Genomic DNA, 17,724 nt, shown 5'->3' with positions numbered 1-17,724 from the left:
ATGCGCAATATCCTGATGGTCATTCTCCCGCGCACCGTGCTCGGCCTGCTATTCATCGTCAGTGCGGTGGACGGTTTCTGGTGGCTCGCCACCGGCACTCATCTGATCCACCCGCCGACCTCAGAACGCGGACTCGCCTTCGAAGCGGCTTTGCAGAATTCGGGTTTCTTCTGGCCCTTCCTCAAGGCGGTGAACCTGGCTGGGGGACTGAGCCTGCTGCTCAATGTGGTGCCGGCTTTCGGGCTCGCTCTGATCGCGCCGGTGATGGCGGTGATCGTGCTGTTCCACGTCGCCATCAACCCGGCCGGCATTCCGGTCGCGATCATCCTGATCGTGACGGGCGTGCTCCTGGTCCATGCCTATCGCGAGCGCTATGCGGCGCTGCTGCGCTGAGGTTCCTGAGCCTCAGAGCTCGGAGGCAAAACCCCATTGCGGGACATGGGCGGCGAGCTTGTCGAGCAGCCGCCCGAATTGGGTTCGCTCCTCGCCGGAGAGGCAATCGAGCATCGCCGCCTCCCTGGCCTTGAGGGCCGGGATGTAGCGCTCGTAGAGGGCGCGGCCTTCCGCCGTCAGGAAGAGGAGCTGGCGGCGGCTGTCGGCCTTGTCGGGCTCACGGCGGATCAGCTTCTTCTTCTCGAGCAGGATCACGGCGCGGCTGACGCTGGCCTTGAGGTGGCCGGAGAACTCACAGAACTCGCTGGCGCTGGCGCCGTCGCGCACGGTCAGGAAGATCAGGATGACGATCTCCGGCCGGGTCAGCCCGAACTCCATCTCGATCGCCCGGAAGGACGGCTCGCGATAGAAGTTCAGGATGTAGCCGATCTTGTAGGCGGTCGGGATCGCGGTGCCGTCGAGAATGGCGCGCCGCTGCCCGGCGTCGAGTTCGCCGGCCTCGTCCTGCGGAATTGGTCTCACATTAGACTTTTTTGTTGCGCGCGCCATGAGCCGGTCCTAGCATCCCGGATAAGGAATGGCACGGTTTTGCCGTGCCGGGAGGAGGCGATGGACCAGGCTGGTGCCACAAGGTGGCAGGCGCTTTCGCGCGCGCCGGAGTGCTTCTATTCGGGCACGGACGCCCATCCGATCTATGTCGACCGGCTCGGGACGGCAGGGGCGGGCCGTCTGCCGATCGTTCTCGTCCATGGCGGCGGCCATACCGGCGCCTGCTTTCTCACGACACCTGACGGCCGGCCCGGTTGGGCGCCCTTCTTTGCTGCTTCGGGCCGCGAGGTCTTCGTGCCGGACTGGCCGGGCCATGGCCGCTCGCCGATGCGGCCGGATTTCGCGGCCCTGTCGAGCGTCGAGATCGCGACCAGCCTGCAGCGCCTGCTGGAGGAAATCGGGCCGGCGGTGCTGCTGGTGCATTCGGCGAGCGGGCCGATGGCCTGGTGGATCGCCGAGCAGAGCCCGCAGGCCGTCGCTGCCATCGTCGGCGTCGCGCCGGGCGGGCCGGCCAATCTCCTGCCGGTGCTGCCCGATGATGCCGAGGCAGTCGCGAAGCTCAAGGACGATGAGAGCCTGGGCTGCCCCGTCCGGGTCGAGGAAGACAGGCCGCTCTTCATCCCGCCCGAGTTCATGCGGGCCTACTGGGCCAATTCCGAGCGCTTTCCGAAAGAGGCCTTCGAGGCCTATCGCCGCTCGATCGTGCCCGAGAGCGCGCGCCTGATGAATGAGCGCTTCAACATCGGCGGCAAGGGCCTGCGCATCGCCGATCCGGCGAACTTTTCCAAGCTGCCGATCCTGATCGTCACCGGTGACAGTGATCCGCGCCATCCGCGCGCGGTCGACGAGGCGACGGCGCAATACCTCGGCGCGCAGTTCGTCTGGCTGCCGGAGCGGGGGGTCATCGGCAACGGCCATATGCCGATGTGCGAGGACAACAGCGACGAGATCGCGGCCCTGATCGTCGCCTGGCTGGAGGCAAAGGGTCTTTGAAGCTCGAACCGGCGGCACTGCCGGACGATCAGCTCGGGAGGAATGTTCATGCGGTCGCTTCTCGCAGGCGGCGCCCTGATGGCGCTCGCCAGCCTGCCGGCGCTGGCCCAGGTCAGCGACGATGTCGTCAAGATCGGCGTACTGACCGATATGGCCGGCGTCACCGCCGATATCGGCGGCAAGGGCTCGGTGATCGCTGCCGAGCTGGCGGTGAAGGAGTTCGGCCCGACCGTGCTCGGCAAGCCGATCCAGATCGTCGCCGCCGACCATCAGCACAAGGCCGATCTCGGCACCTCGATCGCCCGGCAATGGTTCGACATCGACAAGGTCGACGCCGTGGTCGACGTGCCGAATTCGGCGGTGGCGCTGGCGCTACAATCGCTCGCCCGCGAGAAGAAGCGGATCGTGATGTATTCCGGCGCCGGCACCACGGCGCTGACCAATGAGCAGTGCTCGCCCTATGGCTTCCACTGGACCTACGACACCTATGGTGTTGCCCGCGGCACCGCCTCGGCCGTGGTCAAGGCCGGCGGCACCTCCTGGTTCATGCTGGCCTCGGACTACGCCTTCGGCCACCAGCTGCAGAAGGACGCGACCGATGTGGTCGAGGCCAATGGCGGCAAGGTCGTCGGTGCCGTGCGCCATCCCCTCAACAATGCCGACTTCTCCTCTTTCCTGCTGCGGGCGCAATCCTCCGGCGCCAAGGTGATCGGCATCGCCAATGCCGGCAACGACACGGTCAACGCGATCAAGCAGGCCGGCGAGTTCGGATTGGCCGAGCAGGGGCAGAATCTGGCGGCGCTGATCTTCTTTCTGCAGGACGTGCACAGCCTCGGCCTCAAGGCGACGCAGGGCACTTATCTGACGACCGCCTCCTATTGGGACCTCGACGAGCCTTCGCGCGCCTGGTCGAAGCAGTTCCTGGAGAAGGCCGGGATGATGCCGTCCATGCTGCATGCCGGCGTCTACGGCTCGGTGCTGCACTATCTCAAGGCGGTCAAGCAGGCCGGCACCGACGATCCCGACAAGGTCGCCGCGGCGATGCGCGCCATGCCGATCAACGACGCCTTCACCAAAGATGCGAAGATCCGCGCCGATGGCAGGGTGCTGCGCGAGATGTATCTCGCCCGCGTCAAGAAGCCGGCGGATTCGAAGGAGCCGTGGGATTATTTCGAGATCGTGCGCAAGATCGCGCCCGAGGAGACGGTCTGGCCGCTGTCGGAGAGCAAATGCCCGGCGGCGAAGGGGTGACGCGTCAGAGCGAGAAACCCTTCAGCCGCTCGCCGAGCGCCGCGATGCGCTCGGCCGCGACATTGGCGATGGCGATGCGCAGATGCTGCTCCTGGCCGGGGCCGAAATAGGGGCCGGGCAGAGCGAGCACGCCGCGCTCCTGCACCAGTCGGCGGACGACCTCCGCGGCGGGCACGCCCTCGAACGGGTGGGCGACATAGGCGAAATAGGCGCCGGCGGCGAGCACGTTCCAGCCGTTCAGCGGCGCGATCGCCTGCCGGAAGAGCGCGGCGCGGGAGTTCATCTCGGCCCGGTTGGCCTGCCGCCAGGCGCGGATGCCGTCGATGCCCCAGGTGACGGCGCTCTGGCCGGCGCGGACCGGGCTGATCTGGACGCAGTCGAGCACCTTGCCGATCTGGGCGAGCGCCGGCTCGCCGGCGGTGATGGCGCCGAGGCGCCAGCCTGGCACCGCATAGGCCTTGGAGAAGCTGTAAAGGCCGATCAGCGAATCCTGCCAGTCGCTTGCGGCAAAGAGCTCATGCGGGCGGCCGGCGCCTTCCGGTAGGAAATCGCGATAGGTCTCGTCGAGCACCAGCCAGATTTTCCGCTTGCGGCAGAGTTCGGCGAAGGCGGCGATGGTGGCAGGCGGGTAGACGGCGCCGGTCGGGTTGTTCGGCGTCACCAGCACGATGGCGCGTGTGCGCTCGTCGATCAGCGCCTCGGCGGTTTCGGCATCCGGCACGAATCCGGCTTGCGGGTCGCAGGGCAGCGGGCGCGGCTCGACGCCGAGCATGTTCAGCGTCATCTCGTGGTTGAAGTACCAGGGCGTCGGCAGCAGCACATTGTCGCCGGCGCGGGCCAGCGCCATCATCACGGTGACGTAGGCCTGGTTACAGCCGGCGGTGATCGCAATCTCCTGCGGCCGGATCGTGCCGCCATAGAAGGCGCTGCTGTCGGCGGCATAAGCCTCGCGCAGGACATCGTCGCCGGCGATCGGGCCGTAGCGGGTGCTCTCGGGGTCCGCTGCCGCCGCCGCCAAGCGTTCGAGTAGGGCGGCCGGCGGCGGTGAGCCCGGCACGGCCTGCGACAGGTCGATCAGCGGGCCATGACCACCGGCATAGCCGCGGGCCCAGGCCTTGGCCTCTGGGATCGGCGGGGTCGCGGTGTCGATGAGATCGGGATTGAGCGGGGCGGGAGAGGGCGCGGGCATGGCTGAGCTTTGCGGCGCGTTTCTCGCGGCGTCAACGGCCTCGCCAGCAGGGCTGGAGCGCAGGGCCGACACATCCCATATTCGAACCGGTTCAATGCGAGGCTGATTGAATGGACGACGAGACACAGGACGCGATCGAGGAATTGCATGCGATGCTCGACCGCGCCCGGGTGATCGTGCCGTTCACCGGGGCGGGGATCTCGACCGAATCGGGTGTGCCGGATTTCCGCTCGCCGGGCTCGCCCTGGATGCGGAACAAGCCGATCCCGTTCGAGGCCTTCCTCGCCAGCCGCGAGGCGCGGATCGAGGCCTGGCGGCGCAAATTCGCGATGGACGATCATTATCGTGACGCCAGGCCCAATCGCGGTCACCGGGCGCTGGCGACATTGGTGGCGGAGAGGCGCTCGCCCGGCGTGATCACCCAGAACATCGACGGCTTGCACCAGGCCTCGGGCATTGCCGAGGATGGTGTAATCGAGCTGCACGGCAACGGCACCTACGCCACCTGCCTGACCTGCGGCTGGCGGCATGAGCTGGCAGCGATCCGCACCGAGTTCGAGGCGAGCGGCGAGCCGGCTTCCTGCATGATGTGCGCCGGCATCGTGAAGACGGCAACGATCTCCTTCGGCCAGCAGATGCCGCAGCAGCCGATGCTGCGGGCGCACGAACTGACGATGTCGGCCGATCTCTATCTCGTCGCTGGGTCCTCGCTGGTCGTCTTCCCGGCCGCGACCTTCCCGGTGATCGCCAAGCGCAACGGCGCCAAGCTCGTCATCCTCAATCGCGAGCCGACCGATCTCGATCCGATCGCCGATCTCGTGGTGCGCAGCGAGATCGGCCCGGCACTGGCGCGGTTGGCGAACTGATCAGTCGCGCGAGGCGAAGGCGAGGCGCAGCGCCAGCCCGCCGAAGACCACGCCGAGGATGCGCTGCGGCCAGAGTGCCAGATGGGGACGGCTGGCGATGGCGCGGCCGAGCCGGCTGGCCGTCATGATGACGATGCCGTTGGCGATCAGCCCCATGATGTTGAGGATCGAGGCCAGCACCACGACCTGGAGCAGGAGCGAGCCGGCCTCCGGCTTCAGGAACTGCGGCAGCAGCGCCAGCATGAACAGCGCCATCTTTGGATTGAGCAGATTGGTCAGCAGGCCCTGCAGGAAGATCTGGCGCAGCGGGAAGCGCGCCGCATCGGCCGTCGGGGCGAAGAGAGTTGCGGGCGAGCGCAGCGTCTTCCAGGCGAGCCAGGCGAGGTAGGCCGCGCCGGCCCAGCGCAGCGCGTCATAGGCAGAGGGCACGAGCAGGAAGAGCTGCGACAGGCCGTAGGCGGCGGCGAGCGCCTGGAGGTAGCTGCCGGTGGCGATGCCGGCATAGGTCATGAAGCCGGCGGCGCGGCCCTGGCTCATGCTGCGCGAGGCGATCAGCAGCATATCGGGCCCAGGCGTCGCGGTCAGCACGGCGCAGGCGGCGGTGAACAGAGCGAGCGTGGCGAAATCGGGCATGGACAGGGTCCTTCAGGACAGCGGCTTGGCGAAGCGGGCAAAGGCGTCCTTCGTCGGCGTCGTGCCAGTGCCAGGCTGTTCCGGTCTACGGAAACAACCATCGGCGACATTGGCCGGTTCCGCGAAGGCGTCCTTGATCCAGGGGATGTATTCGAGGACCGGCGTCGCCGGATGCCAGTAGGACAGGTGGACGTGCACCTGGCTCATCTCGCCGGCATGAGGCGCGACCGGCAGGCGATGGGCCAGTGCCAGCTCCGCCACCTGGATGTATTCGGTGATGCCGCCGAGGCGGGTGACGTCGGGCTGGACATAGTGGATCGCGCCGGCCTGGACGAAGGCGCGGAAGGCGTCGAGCGTATAGAGCTGCTCGCCGAGCGCGACCGGGATCGAAGTCGAGCGGGCGAGCTCGGCATGCGAACCGATGTCGTCGTACCAGAGCGGCTCCTCGAACCAGAAGATGTCGAGCCCCTCGGCGCGGGCGCAGAAGCGCTTGCAGGTCGGCAGGTCCCATTTGCCATTGCCGTCGATCGCCATGGTGACGTGGTCGCCGATGGCGCGGCGCACCGCCTCGAGCCGGCCGATATCGGTCATCGGGTCGGCATGGCCGACCTTGATCTTGATGCGGTGGAAGCCGTCGCGCTCGACCGCCATGCGCGCGCCCTCGACCAGCTCGTCCTTCGGGATCGAGAGCCAGCCGATATCGGTGTTGTAGGCTTCGAGCTTGGCCTTGCTGGCGCCGCCGAGCAGATGCCAGAGCGGCACGCCGGCCTTCTTCGCCTTGAGGTCCCAGAGTGCGACGTCGACAGCAGCGAGCGCCAGCTGGGTGATGCCGGCGCGGCCGACCCATTGCAAAGCGGGATGGCGGGCGAGCTTCAGCCAGAGCCGCGAATGTTCGGACGCGTCTTCGCCCGCCAGCAGCGGTGCGTAGCAGTCGCGGATGCACGAGGTGATCAGCCGGTCGGAGGCGAGATCGGCATGGGTGCCGGTGAAGCCGTAGCCGACGAGCCCGTCCTCGGTGACGATCGTGGTGCCGACCACGCCCCAATGGCTGATCCGGTGGGTCGAATCGGCGATCGAGCCGCCGGTGACCGGGATGTGGAGGATGAAGGGCTCGATACGGGCGATGCGCATGGCTGCTCTCCGACTCTGCAGCCGATCATCAGCCTGATGCGCGGGGGCGACAAGGCGCAGTTTTCATCGGCCTTAACGCGTTTTGTGCATGCTGATGATGTGGATGAGCCGGATGCGGCTGTTTCCCGACTCCACCGGGGTGCTATCGTCACGTCACGAATCACGTTTCGCGGCGGAGATGAGCGGGACATGTCCGACGAATACGGCGACGGAGGCAGGCCAGCGGTCGGCCCGCTGCAATCGCTCAACCGGATCGTGCGGCTGGACGGGCCTGAGGTTGCGGCCGAGCAGGTGGTCGAGATCACCGGCCACGTCAAATGGTTCGATGTGAGCAAGGGCTATGGCTTCGTGGTGCCACAGGATGGCGGCAGCGATGTCCTGGTCCATGTCACCACTCTGAAGCGCGACGGCTTCCATGCCATCGCCGAGGGCGCACGCATCGTGCTCGAGGCGGTTGCCAAGGCCCGCGGCCGCCAGGCCATCCGTGTGCTCTCGATCGACACCTCGGCGGCACGTCACCCGGCTGAAATGCCGATGCCACGCACCAATGCGACGGTGACGCCGACCAGCGGGCTCGAGCGCATGGTGGTGAAGTGGTTCAACCGCCTGCGCGGCTTCGGCTTCGTCTCGGCCGGCGAGGGCGCTCCCGACATCTTCGTCCACATGGAGACGCTGCGCCGCTACGGCATCGTCGAGCTCATCCCGGGACAGACCGTTCTGGTGCGCTACGGTCCGGGACCGAAGGGCTTGATGGCTGCCGAAGTCCGCTTCGAGGAGGGTGGACCTCCCAGCTCGCACTGAGAAGAACGTTCTCCGGAAAGGCGCCTTCGGGCGCCTTTTTTCGGTGTGACCCTGATATTTGCGTGCGGCGGCTGAGGTAATTCACATTGCATGGCGTGAATTTTGGATTTTGCCGTTGAATTGTGCGTAATGCCTATTATAGAGGCGGCCCGAGATAGATGTGGGGCATGTCTCGTTCGGCCGGACGGCCGGCGAGCTGCCCGGAGAGCCGGCCGTGAAGCTGTTCCATCCGATCCTCGCCGGCGCGACGCTGACCGAGCGTGCAGCCGCCTGTGCCGGCGTCTTCGCCGCGATCGCGCTCACCGCGGCGGCCGGATACGTGTTTCCGACGCATTCGCCATTGGTCGTGGCGCCGATCGGCGCTTCGGCGGTGCTGATCTTTGCCGTGCCGGCGAGCCCGTTGGCGCAGCCCTGGCCGGTGGTCGGCGGCAATGTGATCTCGGCCTTTGTCGGGCTTGCCGTCGGCTGGGTCGTGCCGGATCTGACGATCGCCGCGGCGCTGGCCGTCGCGCTTGCCATTGCGATCATGTCGCTGACGCGCTCGCTGCACCCGCCGGGCGGAGCCGTCGCGCTCACGGCGGTGCTCGGTGGCCCGGCGGTGATGAAATGGGGGCTGATGTTCCCGTTCGTGCCGATCGGGTTGTGCTCGCTGTCATTGGTCGCCCTCGGCGTGACGTTTCACGCGCTGACGCGACGCAGCTATCCGCATCGGCCGCCGCCGGCCGGCCAAGTCATTCCGCAGGCTGCGGTGCCGGCGATGTTCAGCGCGCCTGATATCGACGAAGCCTTGGCGCAGATGGGCGATTCCTTCGACATCGCCCGCGAGGATCTCGACCGGCTGCTGCAGTATGCCGAGGCGAGCGCGATGCGCCGGCAGGCGCGGAGTTCGTGACCTTCGCCGTTCTCTGAAGAGAAACGGCGAATTTGAGCGATTCGCTTTTATCTGACCTAAAGGGACCCGCGGCTAGGGTGTTCTCGTTATGAGGACATGCCGATTGCCGTGCTGCTGATCACTGACCGCCCGGAGCAGAGCGTGAAGCTCGAGCGGCTGCTGTCGCTGTGGGGGCCTTGCAATGTCGTCGACCTGCATCGCCCGGCACGGGGCGGGCCGGTGCCGACGCGGCTGCTCGTCAGTGACGTCGATCTGTCCAAACGCGCTTCGGTCGAAGCCGTCCGCGATCGGCTGAGCGAGCGCAGGCGCAAGGGCATGCCCTATCTCTGCCTGCTACGCGATCAATCTCCGCGCCTGAAGATCCAGGCCAACGCGATCGGCGCGAGCGCGATCCTGCCGGCGGATCTTCCAGCCAAAACTCTCCTCGACGAGATCGGCCGCATCCTCAATCCGGAGGGACAAGCTCCGGTGCAGCAGCATTTCGTCGCCGCATCCGCTGCGATGGCCGACCTGCTCTCGGCCGCCACCGAAGGGCAGCCTCTGCCCGTGGCGGCGATCGAAGGCAGTGTCGAAGCGATCAACCGTGCCGCCGACGATCGCGATCTCGGCGCCTGGCTCGACATGGTCTGGAATCACGACGACGCCACCTATCAGCACTGCCTGCTGGTCGCCGGCCTCGCCGCCGCCTTTGCTCGCGCGCTCGGTTTTCCGGAGAAGGCGCGCAAGCTCATCACCAGCGCCGCGGTGCTGCACGACATCGGCAAGGCGCGCGTGCCCCTCGCGATCCTGCACAAGCGCGGCAAGCTGACGGCGGAAGAGTTCGCGATCGTGCGGGAACATCCGCAGATCGGCTATGAGATGCTGCTGCGGCAAGGCGCTTTTGCCCGCGAGGTCGTCGAGGCGACGCGCAGCCATCACGAATATCTCGACGGGTCAGGCTATCCGCGCGGGCTGAAGGCGGACGACATCCCGGACATCGTGCGGATGATCACGATCTGCGACATCTATGCTGCGCTGATCGAGCGACGCTCCTACAAGGCGCCGATGGAACCCGAAGAGGCCTATGCCGTGCTGGTCGGCATGGGCGCCAAGCTCGATGCCGACCTGTTGCGGGCCTTCAGGCCGGTGGTGCTGTCCGATTGACGCCGCTTCAGAGCGCGAAGGACGTCCCGCAGCCACAGGAGCTGGTGGCGTTCGGATTGATGATCCTGAAGGACTGGCCGACGAGATCATCGACGAAGTCGATGGTCGAGCCGTCGAGCAGCTCGAGCGAGGTTTCGTCGATCAGCACCGTGGCGCCGTCGCGCTCCAGGACGAGGTCTCCGGGCGCTTTATCGCGGTCGATGTCGAAGACATACTGAAAACCCGAGCAGCCGCCGCCGGCGACGCTGACACGCAGCATCGAGCCGGGAGCCTCGTTCGCCATCACCGCAACAATTCGGCTCGCCGCCTTGTCGGTCAGCGAGATCGCGTGCGGATTGGCCTCGATCGCCATGGTCATGCGCAGAACATCCTTGCTCCTGCCTCGTTTGCAAAGGTAATGCCCACATGGCGGGCCTTCAAGCCGCGCCTCCCGATGGGGCTGCCATGCCGCACGCACACGATACCGCCCCTGCCATGGGCCGCGAGCCTGGCGATCGCTGGCGCGCTCCCTATGCCTGCCGGACCGCGACGAGCCGCGGCCGGCTGGTCGAGGAGCCCGGCTCGGCGACCCGCAATCCGTTTCAGCGCGATCGCGACCGCATCATCCATTCGACCGCTTTCCGCCGGCTGAAGCACAAGACCCAGGTCTTCGTCTCGCATGAGGGCGACCATTTCCGCACCCGCCTGACCCATACGATCGAGGTGGCGCAGATCGCCCGCGCGCTCGCCCGGGCACTGGGACTCGACGAGGATCTGGCCGAGGCGCTGGCGCTGGCGCATGATCTTGGCCACACGCCCTTCGGCCATACCGGCGAGGATGCGCTCGACGAGTGCATGGCCGGCTTCGGCGGATTCGACCACAACGCCCAGACGCTGCGGATCGTCACAAGGCTGGAGCGGCGCTATGCCGGCTTCGACGGGCTCAACCTGACCTGGGAGACGCTGGAGGGGCTGGTCAAGCACAACGGCCCGCTGCTGGACGCCGATGGGCAGCCGACCGAGCGCTACGCCAGGACCGGCATTCCCGTGGCGATCCTCGAATACCAGGAAAAGCAGGACCTCTGGCTGGACGGCCACGCCTCGGCCGAGGCGCAGGTCGCCGCGCTCGCCGACGACATCGCCTACAACGCCCATGACATCGACGACGGCCTGCGTGCCGGGTTGTTCGAGCTCTCCGAACTGCGGGTGGTGCCGTTCCTGGCCGGGTTGCTCGACGAGATCGACGCCCTGCATCCGGGACTGGAGCGCCCGCGCGCGACCAATGAGCTGGTGCGCCGGGTGATCACGCGCTTCGTCGAGGATGTGATCGCTGAGTCCGAGGCCCGAATCGCGGCACTGGCGCCGATGGATGCCGACGCGATCAGGCGCGCCGGCGCGCCGGTCGTCGCCTTCTCGCCGGCGATCGTCGCAGCCGACAAGGCGATCAAGGGCTTCCTCTATCCGAACATGTACCGCCATCCGCGCATCGGCGTGATCCGCAAGGAGGCGGCCGACATCGTCCGCGACCTGTTCGTGCGCTTCACCGCCCAGCCGCAGGCCATGTCGTCCGAATGGGCGGCCGGCTGCGAGGCGCTCGACGAGGCCCGTCTGGCGCGCCGGGTTTCCGACTACATCGCCGGCATGACCGATTCCTACGCGCTCGATGAGCACCGGCGCCTGTTTGACGCCACTCCCGCGCTGCGATAGGCGCTGGCCCGCTTTCCTTATGCATCTTTGGTCGTCATGAACATTTTCGAGACTTTCTCCGCACGCCTCGCCGCCATCCTGACCGGATTGGCAGAGGCCGGCCGCATCCCGGCCGGGCTGTCGCTGGCGCGCGTCGTGGTCGAGCCGACCAAGGACCCGGCCCATGGCGACCTCGCCATCAACGCTGCCATGGTGCTGGCGAAGGAAGCCAGCATGGCGCCGCGCGCGCTCGCCGAGCTGATCGTCGCCGAGCTGGCCAAGGATAGCGATGTCCTCAAGGCCGAGATCGCTGGGCCGGGCTTCATCAATATCACCTTGCAACCCGCTGTATTCACTCAGGTTCTGAAGGCGGCGGTGCTGGCCGGGACAGAGCATGGCCGTGGTGCCGCCAAGGGTGAGCCCAGGATCAATGTCGAATACGTCTCGGCCAATCCGACCGGGCCGATGCATGTCGGCCATGGCCGCGGCGCGGTGTTCGGCGATGCGCTGGCGAGCCTGCTCGCCTTCGCCGGGCACGACGTCACCCGTGAGTACTACATCAACGATGCCGGTGCGCAGGTCGACGTGCTCGCCCGCTCCGCCTTCCTGCGCTATCGCGAGGCGCTGGGGGAGGATATCGGCGCCATTCCGGAAGGGCTCTATCCCGGCGACTACCTGATCTCGGTCGGGCAGACGCTCGCGAAGGAGTATGGTCCGTCACTGCGCGACAAGCCCGAATGGGACTGGCTCCAGCTCGTGCGCCAGGCGGCGATCGACGGGATGATGGCGATGATCCGCGACGATCTCGCCGCGCTCGGCGTCGTCCACGACCTGTTCTTCTCGGAGCGCTCGCTGCAGGGCAGGGACGGCAATTCCAACGCCGTGCACCAGACGATCGAGGATCTGCGCTCCCGCGACCTGGTCTATGAGGGCCGGCTGCCGCCGCCCAAGGGCCAGAAGGACGAGGACTGGGAGGATCGCGAGCAGACCCTGTTCCGCGCCACCAAGTTCGGCGACGACGTCGACCGGCCGCTGCTGAAGTCGGATGGCAGCTACACCTATTTCGCCAATGACATCGCCTATCACCGCTCGAAGTTCACCCGTGGCTTCGCCGAGATGATCGACGTCTGGGGTGCCGACCATGGCGGCTACGTCAAGCGCATGCAGGCGGCAGTGAAGGCGGTGACGAACGGAGAGGGCGCGCTCGACGTCAAGCTCTGCCAGCTGGTCAGGCTGCTGCGCAACGGCGAGCAGGTCCGGATGTCGAAGCGCTCGGGCGATTTCGTCACACTGCGCGAGGTCATCGACGAGGTCGGCCGCGATGCGGTGCGCTTCATGATGATCTTCCGCAAGAACGATGCGACGCTGGATTTCGACCTTGCCAAGGTGGTGGAGCAGTCGAAGGACAATCCGGTCTTCTATGTCCAGTACGCGCATGCGCGCTGCGCTTCGATCTTCCGCCAGGCGGCCGAAGCCTTCCCGGATCTCGACCTGTCGCCGCAGGCATTGGCGCAGGCGGACCTCGGTCTGCTGACCGACGAAGCGGAGATCGGCATCGTCAAGATGATTGCCGCCTATCCGAGGATGATCGACGCCGCGGCTTCGTCACATGAGCCTCATCGTGTCGCCTTCTTCGTGCACGATCTGGCAAGCGCCTTTCATTCCCTCTGGAACAAGGGCAAAGACTCGCCGCAATTACGGTTCGTTAATCAAACTGATCGAAAGTCGACCTCGGCAAGATTGGCGTTCGTGCATGCGGTACGCAGCGTCCTTGCTTCCGGTCTGGCGGTCGTTGGGGTGACGGCGCCGGAGGAGATGCGCTGACGGGATCCATCCCGGCGCATCGGGTGCTTTGCGGATCAGAACGATCCGGCCAGCGTCCACCGGGTCCGATACGGAAGCGGCGTTGGCCGGGTGCCGAAAGGCAGGCCGGTTGGGCTTTCGTCAGATTGACCGCGCTGCGGCGTCGTCCTTTGATGGATGGTGGCGCGCGCTGGAATGGATCATGTCATGAGCGAGCCAGCTAGAAACCGTTTCGCCCTCGATCTCGACGATCTGGAGCGTCAGCTGCGCGGAGCGGCCCAGCCGCAGAAGCCGGGTGCGGCTTCCGATCCGCTGATGGAGCTGACCCGCCTCGTCGGGCAGGACGATCCGCTGAAGGAGCTCTTCGCCGGTCGCCCCGCCGAGCCGGCGCGCCCGGCTGCGCCGCAGCCCACCTCCTGGTCCGCCAACCGGACCGAGCCGAGCTTCCAGCCGACGCTCGTCACCGCGCCGCCGGTGCAGTCGGCTCCGCCGCCGGCCGATGTGCGCGGCGCACTCGACGAATTCGAGGCGCTGCTGCGCCGCACCGAACCGGTCCGGACGGCTCCGCCGCAGCCAGCTGCCAAGGCGCCCGCAGTTCCGGCCCATGATTACGACGAGCCTGAGCCGCTTCCGACCCCTTCGCCAGCGCAGCCCTATGCGATGCAAAGCGAGGGGGCGCACGCCTATGTCCCGGAACAGCCGCGCGATCTCGACGAGGCGGCGGGTCAGCAGCATGCCCCGGCCTATGAGCATTATTACCATGGCGCGCAGAACTACGATGCGCAGCAGCAGGTTGCCGAGGACGAGGCCCACGACTTCCAGCGGCCGCGTTCGCGCAAGGGGCTGCTGACGGCGGCAGCGCTGGCCGTGGTCGCGATCGGCGGTATCGGCGCGGCGACGATGTTCCGTGATACGCGTCCGGCCGGCGTCAACGGCCAGCCGCCGGTGATCGCAGCCGATACCGGCCCGTCCAAGGTCGCTCCGGTCAATCCGGGCGGCGCCGAGATTCCGAACCAGAACAAGCAGATCTACGAGCGCAGCGGCGATGCCAGCGCCGACAAGACCAAGGTGGTCAGCCGCGAGGAGCAGCCGGTCGACGTGCAGCAGGCAGCGCGCACGATGGCAGCGCAGCGCCCGACGCAGGCTTCGAACGGCGCCATCACGCCGACGGACACCGCCGCCGCCGGGCTGGCCCCGACCGAGCCGGGCCTGATCCCGATCCCGGCCGTGCCGGGTCTCGGCGAGCCCCGCAAGGTCCGGACCGTCGCGATCCGTCCCGACGGCACGCCGGCGCCGAGCAATGGCGCGGCCGCGAATGGAGCGGGCCAGGGCATAGTGACCGGCTCGGCTCCATCGACCCGCCCCGCCGCGACGACAGCGCCGGTCGCGCAGGCCCAGCCCGCGCCGCGTCCGCAGCAGCCGGGGGCAACGCCGGCCACGGCGCCGAAGACGCAGGAGCGCGCCGCCGCGCCTGCCACGCCGCCGGCTTCGCAGACACCGCCCGCGAACACCCGCACCGCCGCACTGGCGCCGCAGCAGGCCCAGCCGGCCGAGTCCTCGGCGGCCGCGCCGCGCACCGATCCGAATGGCGGCTTCGCCGTGCAGCTCGGCGCGCCGGGCAGCGAGGCCGAGGCGCGCGCCACCTTCGCGGCGCTGCAGCGCAAGTATCCGGGCCAGCTCGGTGGCCAGAGCCCGATCGTGCGCAAGACCGAGCTCGCCGGTGGCAAGACGGTCTATCGCCTCCGCGTCGGCCCGTATTCCCGCGAGGATGCGAGTTCGATGTGCACGGCGCTGCAGGCTGCCGGCGGACAGTGCTTCATCGCCAAGAACTGAGTCGGCGCCAGCCTTCTCCCAGGCCTTTCAAGCGCCGGCCGCGATCTTCGCGGCCGGCGCTTTCGTTCGGTGTGCGGGTGGTCGCCGCGGCGATCTCCGGAGCTTGTCCATCAGCGTGGCGGCGGGCAGTTTGAACGGACCTTCCTCCGGCTACCCGGTTTGCTCGACATGTCTCGCGATCCGAACTCCCACGCTCCCGCCACCTTTCTCGGCTCCAACCTCATCGCCTTCGATGCCGTGCCGCGCGGCGCGGTCGCGGTGATCGGCATTCCCGGTGCGACACCCTATCCGTCGGGCAGGCTTCACAGCGCCTCTGCGCCGGCAGCCATCCGCCAGGCGAGCGCGCGACAGGCTGCGCGCCGGGAGCACTATGATTTCGATCTCGGCAGGGCGCAGGCCTGGTCGGAGCAGAATCTGGTGGATTGCGGCGACATCGCCTTCGACTCCACCGACTTCGCCGGCAACCGGGCGCGGATCGAGACCGTCTACACGACCCTGCTGACTCGTGGCGCTGCGCCCTTACTGCTCGGCGGCGACGACAGCGTACAGCTTCCGGCTCTGAAGGCTTTTGCCGCGCATGGCGAGATCACCATCCTGCAGATCGACGCCCATATCGACTGGCGCGAGGAGGTCGAGGGGGAACGCTTCGGCTTGTCGAGCACGATGCGGCGTGCGTCCGAGCTCGCCGGCGTCAAGACGATCGTGCAGGTCGGCGCCCGCGGCATCGGCAGCGCGCGCGAAGTCGATGTGAACGCGGCGCGCGCGGCCGGAGCGCAGCTCGTCGACATGCGCACGCTCAGGGAGAGGGGGATCGGCCACGCGCTCCGATGCGTGCCTGAGGGCAGGCCGGTCGTGGTCTGCTTCGATGTCGACGGCCTCGACCCGTCGGTGGTGCCCGGCGTGCTCGGGCGGGCGCCGGGCGGCCTCGGCTATGGCGACGTCGTCGACCTCCTGAATGGCGTCGCGGCGCGCGCGCCGATCGTCGGCTTCAACATCGTCGAGTTCGTGCCGGAGGAGGATATCGGCGGCCTCGGCCTGCGCACCGTATGCCGCCTCGCAATGCTGGGGGCGGGCCTGCTCGCCAATAGCGCCGGGGCCGGGCGCTAGTCCTCGAACATAGTGGCGTTGCGCCCGCCGACGACGATGTCGAAGCGATAGCCGGCCGCGACCCCGTCATGGCCCGGCGCGTATTGCCGGCCGATGTTCCGCTCGAAGGCGTCGCCCATCAGGATCCGCATCGGGTCGCGGTCATTGTGCGGGTCGCCGGCGAAATACATCTGGGTGATCAGTCTGGCGCCGCCGCCGCGCAGCGAGAGATGGATGTGCCTGGGCCGCCAGCGGCCGATATCTGGCCGGGCCAGATAGGCCCCCGGCTCGATCGTCCAGAAGCGGTAATTGCCGTCGTCGTCGGTGAGCACCCGGCCGAGACCGAGAAAATAGGGATCGAGCTTCAGTCCGGAATGGTCCTCGACATGGGCGTAGCGGCCATGGGTGTTGGCGTTCCAGATCTCCAGCAGGACGCTGCGCAGTGGCCGTCCGTTCTCGTCGGTGACCGTGCCGGCGACCTCGATTGGCGTGCCTTCGGCGCGAGGCATGTCACGGCCGAGCCGCGTCATGTCGAGATCGTGCGGGCGAAGACCGGGCGGCACGCGCAGATAAGGGGCGAAGGATTCGCGGGCCACCTCCGGAATCGGCCGCAGCACCTCGCGCGGCGTGCGCTGATGCGAGGTGTTGTCCGTCGGCCCGATCGCCAGGCGCCTGCCGTCAGCGTCCATGCTGGCTGTCTCCGTTCGAGAGGTCGTCGAAGAAGGGTGTCTCGCGCTCGCCCGCCATGACGATGTCGATCGCATAGACCTCGGAGCCATCGCTGCGGCGCCCGTCATGGCGTGCGATCAGGCGCTCGCGCTGAGGCTGGGGTAGGGCGAGCAGCAGCGGATCCTCGTCATTGCCGGGCTCGTTGGCAAAGAAGATCTGGGTGACGATGCGGGAGATTCCGTCCGAGAACAGGGTCAGGGTGATGTTGGGCGCGCGCCTGATCCCGCCGGCGAGGCTTCGGCCCGGCATCACCGTGCGCAGCTCGAAGCGGCCGTCATTGGCGCGGCAGCGCGCATAGCCGTCGAACCAGGGATCGAGATCGGGATGGCCGGCATTGGCCGGCGTCCGGTAGAGGCCGGCGGCATTGGCCTGCCAGAACTCGACGAGGACGCCGTTAGCGAGATCGCCATAGAGGTCGAGGAAGCGCCCGCGCAGGACGATGGGCCGGCCGGCCGCCCGGTAGACCAGAGCGGGATGGGGCTGGACCAGATCCATGCGATCCTCGTCGCAGAACGGGATCGGGTAATAGGGGCCGCAGGTGTCCTCATTGGTCGCCGGAAGAGGCAGGTTCGGGCGCTCGGACACGATATCATCCTATGAACTAGATGATTGATTGAAGCGCGTCACGGACGGTTCTGCAAGCCCCCATCGAAGCTGGGCTGGATCACCTGCGCGAGCCCGACAAACTGGCCGCCAGCCCTGTCCCCGACGCATGCCGACCCGCCGGCGGCGCGGTTCTACCATCACGAGGGCGCGGATAGCTTCGG

18 protein-coding genes are annotated in these 17,724 nt (G+C 67.5%); 11 read left to right on the top strand and 7 right to left on the bottom strand.

Annotation, left to right across the window (positions count from 1 at the left end):
* A complete protein-coding gene (locus ACWIGM_RS21200; RefSeq protein WP_454027925.1) occupies positions 1 to 393 on the top strand; it encodes a hypothetical protein in 393 nt (130 codons plus the stop codon).
* Positions 394 to 405: 12 nt separating this feature from the next.
* Here ACWIGM_RS21200 and ACWIGM_RS21195 read toward each other — a convergent pair whose 3' ends face one another.
* Positions 406 to 915 (bottom strand): MarR family winged helix-turn-helix transcriptional regulator, encoded by a 510-nt coding sequence (locus ACWIGM_RS21195; RefSeq protein ID WP_454027924.1) that lies wholly within the window; start codon positions 913 to 915, stop codon positions 406 to 408.
* Positions 916 to 1,002: 87 nt separating this feature from the next.
* On the opposite strand from ACWIGM_RS21195, the gene ACWIGM_RS21190 reads away from it, so the two are divergent.
* Both ACWIGM_RS21190 and ACWIGM_RS21185 read left to right on the top strand, forming a co-directional pair.
* Complete coding sequence (locus ACWIGM_RS21190) at positions 1,003 to 1,935, top strand: alpha/beta fold hydrolase (RefSeq protein ID WP_454027923.1); 933 nt, start codon at positions 1,003 to 1,005, stop codon at positions 1,933 to 1,935.
* A 48-nt stretch (positions 1,936 to 1,983) separates the two neighbouring features.
* Positions 1,984 to 3,186: an ABC transporter substrate-binding protein gene (locus ACWIGM_RS21185; RefSeq protein WP_454027922.1), complete on the top strand. Its 1,203-nt coding sequence runs from the start codon at positions 1,984 to 1,986 to the stop codon at positions 3,184 to 3,186.
* Positions 3,187 to 3,190: 4 nt separating this feature from the next.
* On the opposite strand, the gene ACWIGM_RS21180 is transcribed toward ACWIGM_RS21185, so the two are convergent.
* Positions 3,191 to 4,375 (bottom strand): aminotransferase, encoded by a 1,185-nt coding sequence (locus ACWIGM_RS21180; RefSeq protein ID WP_454027921.1) that lies wholly within the window; start codon positions 4,373 to 4,375, stop codon positions 3,191 to 3,193.
* 110 nt (positions 4,376 to 4,485) lie between these two features.
* Here ACWIGM_RS21180 and ACWIGM_RS21175 point away from each other — a divergent pair, with 110 nt between their 5' ends.
* Positions 4,486 to 5,241: an SIR2 family NAD-dependent protein deacylase gene (locus ACWIGM_RS21175; protein WP_454027920.1), complete on the top strand. Its 756-nt coding sequence runs from the start codon at positions 4,486 to 4,488 to the stop codon at positions 5,239 to 5,241.
* On the opposite strand, the gene ACWIGM_RS21170 is transcribed toward ACWIGM_RS21175, so the two are convergent.
* Positions 5,242 to 5,874 carry a LysE family translocator gene (locus ACWIGM_RS21170; protein ID WP_454027919.1) on the bottom strand — a complete coding sequence of 211 codons (633 nt, stop codon included), beginning with the start codon at positions 5,872 to 5,874 and terminating at the stop codon, positions 5,242 to 5,244.
* Positions 5,875 to 5,886: 12 nt separating this feature from the next.
* Positions 5,887 to 7,005 carry a mandelate racemase/muconate lactonizing enzyme family protein gene (locus tag ACWIGM_RS21165; RefSeq protein ID WP_454027918.1) on the bottom strand — a complete coding sequence of 373 codons (1,119 nt, stop codon included), beginning with the start codon at positions 7,003 to 7,005 and terminating at the stop codon, positions 5,887 to 5,889.
* A gap of 189 nt (positions 7,006 to 7,194) precedes the next feature.
* Here ACWIGM_RS21165 and ACWIGM_RS21160 point away from each other — a divergent pair, with 189 nt between their 5' ends.
* The 3 genes from ACWIGM_RS21160 to ACWIGM_RS21150 all read left to right on the top strand — a co-directional run bounded on the left by ACWIGM_RS21160 (position 7,195) and on the right by ACWIGM_RS21150 (position 9,841).
* Entirely contained in the window at positions 7,195 to 7,806 is a 612-nt protein-coding gene (locus ACWIGM_RS21160; protein ID WP_454027917.1) for a cold-shock protein, read from the top strand.
* A gap of 214 nt (positions 7,807 to 8,020) precedes the next feature.
* Entirely contained in the window at positions 8,021 to 8,698 is a 678-nt protein-coding gene (locus ACWIGM_RS21155; protein ID WP_454027916.1) for an HPP family protein, read from the top strand.
* Positions 8,699 to 8,794: 96 nt separating this feature from the next.
* Complete coding sequence (locus ACWIGM_RS21150) at positions 8,795 to 9,841, top strand: HD-GYP domain-containing protein (protein ID WP_454027915.1); 1,047 nt, start codon at positions 8,795 to 8,797, stop codon at positions 9,839 to 9,841.
* Positions 9,842 to 9,848: 7 nt separating this feature from the next.
* On the opposite strand, the gene ACWIGM_RS21145 is transcribed toward ACWIGM_RS21150, so the two are convergent.
* On the bottom strand, positions 9,849 to 10,199 hold the full coding sequence (locus ACWIGM_RS21145) for a HesB/IscA family protein (protein WP_454027914.1): 351 nt from the start codon (positions 10,197 to 10,199) through the stop codon (positions 9,849 to 9,851).
* 86 nt (positions 10,200 to 10,285) lie between these two features.
* Between ACWIGM_RS21145 and ACWIGM_RS21140 the strand changes: the two genes are divergently transcribed.
* From ACWIGM_RS21140 to ACWIGM_RS21125, 4 genes are all read left to right on the top strand, one after another.
* Positions 10,286 to 11,527: a deoxyguanosinetriphosphate triphosphohydrolase gene (locus ACWIGM_RS21140; protein WP_454027913.1), complete on the top strand. Its 1,242-nt coding sequence runs from the start codon at positions 10,286 to 10,288 to the stop codon at positions 11,525 to 11,527.
* 36 nt (positions 11,528 to 11,563) lie between these two features.
* Positions 11,564 to 13,330 (top strand): arginine--tRNA ligase, encoded by a 1,767-nt coding sequence (gene argS, locus ACWIGM_RS21135; RefSeq protein WP_454027912.1) that lies wholly within the window; start codon positions 11,564 to 11,566, stop codon positions 13,328 to 13,330.
* Positions 13,331 to 13,516: 186 nt separating this feature from the next.
* A complete protein-coding gene (locus ACWIGM_RS21130) occupies positions 13,517 to 15,142 on the top strand; it encodes an SPOR domain-containing protein (RefSeq protein WP_454027911.1) in 1,626 nt (541 codons plus the stop codon).
* Positions 15,143 to 15,310: 168 nt separating this feature from the next.
* On the top strand, positions 15,311 to 16,249 hold the full coding sequence (locus ACWIGM_RS21125) for an arginase family protein (protein ID WP_454027910.1): 939 nt from the start codon (positions 15,311 to 15,313) through the stop codon (positions 16,247 to 16,249).
* Here the strand turns inward: ACWIGM_RS21125 and ACWIGM_RS21120 are convergent.
* Both ACWIGM_RS21120 and ACWIGM_RS21115 read right to left on the bottom strand, forming a co-directional pair.
* Positions 16,246 to 16,917: a dioxygenase family protein gene (locus ACWIGM_RS21120; RefSeq protein WP_454027909.1), complete on the bottom strand. Its 672-nt coding sequence runs from the start codon at positions 16,915 to 16,917 to the stop codon at positions 16,246 to 16,248. The genes ACWIGM_RS21125 and ACWIGM_RS21120 overlap by 4 nt on opposite strands.
* Positions 16,907 to 17,542, bottom strand: a complete 636-nt coding sequence (locus tag ACWIGM_RS21115; protein ID WP_454027908.1) for a dioxygenase family protein — start codon at positions 17,540 to 17,542, stop codon at positions 16,907 to 16,909. The genes ACWIGM_RS21120 and ACWIGM_RS21115 overlap by 11 nt, the downstream gene beginning before the upstream one ends.
* Between the last annotated feature and the right edge of the window lie 182 nt (positions 17,543 to 17,724).

This window comes from Allobosea sp. NPDC055332, assembly GCF_053645455.1.
This window is presented reverse-complemented; position numbering and strand designations above follow the sequence as displayed.

Bases quoted from the DNA above. Each gene is read 5' to 3' on its own strand.
- ACWIGM_RS21200 (WP_454027925.1), top strand. From the start codon at position 1: ATGCGCAATATCCTGATGGTCATTCTCCCGCGCACCGTGCTCGGCCTG.
- ACWIGM_RS21190 (WP_454027923.1), top strand. From the start codon at position 1,003: ATGGACCAGGCTGGTGCCACAAGGTGGCAGGCGCTTTCGCGCGCGCCG.
- ACWIGM_RS21185 (WP_454027922.1), top strand. From the start codon at position 1,984: ATGCGGTCGCTTCTCGCAGGCGGCGCCCTGATGGCGCTCGCCAGCCTG.
- ACWIGM_RS21180 (WP_454027921.1), bottom strand. From the start codon at position 4,375: ATGCCCGCGCCCTCTCCCGCCCCGCTCAATCCCGATCTCATCGACACC.
- ACWIGM_RS21175 (WP_454027920.1), top strand. From the start codon at position 4,486: ATGGACGACGAGACACAGGACGCGATCGAGGAATTGCATGCGATGCTC.
- ACWIGM_RS21170 (WP_454027919.1), bottom strand. From the start codon at position 5,874: ATGCCCGATTTCGCCACGCTCGCTCTGTTCACCGCCGCCTGCGCCGTG.
- ACWIGM_RS21165 (WP_454027918.1), bottom strand. From the start codon at position 7,005: ATGCGCATCGCCCGTATCGAGCCCTTCATCCTCCACATCCCGGTCACC.
- ACWIGM_RS21160 (WP_454027917.1), top strand. From the start codon at position 7,195: ATGTCCGACGAATACGGCGACGGAGGCAGGCCAGCGGTCGGCCCGCTG.
- ACWIGM_RS21150 (WP_454027915.1), top strand. From the start codon at position 8,795: ATGCCGATTGCCGTGCTGCTGATCACTGACCGCCCGGAGCAGAGCGTG.
- ACWIGM_RS21145 (WP_454027914.1), bottom strand. From the start codon at position 10,199: ATGACCATGGCGATCGAGGCCAATCCGCACGCGATCTCGCTGACCGAC.
- ACWIGM_RS21140 (WP_454027913.1), top strand. From the start codon at position 10,286: ATGCCGCACGCACACGATACCGCCCCTGCCATGGGCCGCGAGCCTGGC.
- argS (WP_454027912.1), top strand. From the start codon at position 11,564: ATGAACATTTTCGAGACTTTCTCCGCACGCCTCGCCGCCATCCTGACC.
- ACWIGM_RS21130 (WP_454027911.1), top strand. From the start codon at position 13,517: ATGAGCGAGCCAGCTAGAAACCGTTTCGCCCTCGATCTCGACGATCTG.
- ACWIGM_RS21125 (WP_454027910.1), top strand. From the start codon at position 15,311: ATGTCTCGCGATCCGAACTCCCACGCTCCCGCCACCTTTCTCGGCTCC.
- ACWIGM_RS21120 (WP_454027909.1), bottom strand. From the start codon at position 16,917: ATGGACGCTGACGGCAGGCGCCTGGCGATCGGGCCGACGGACAACACC.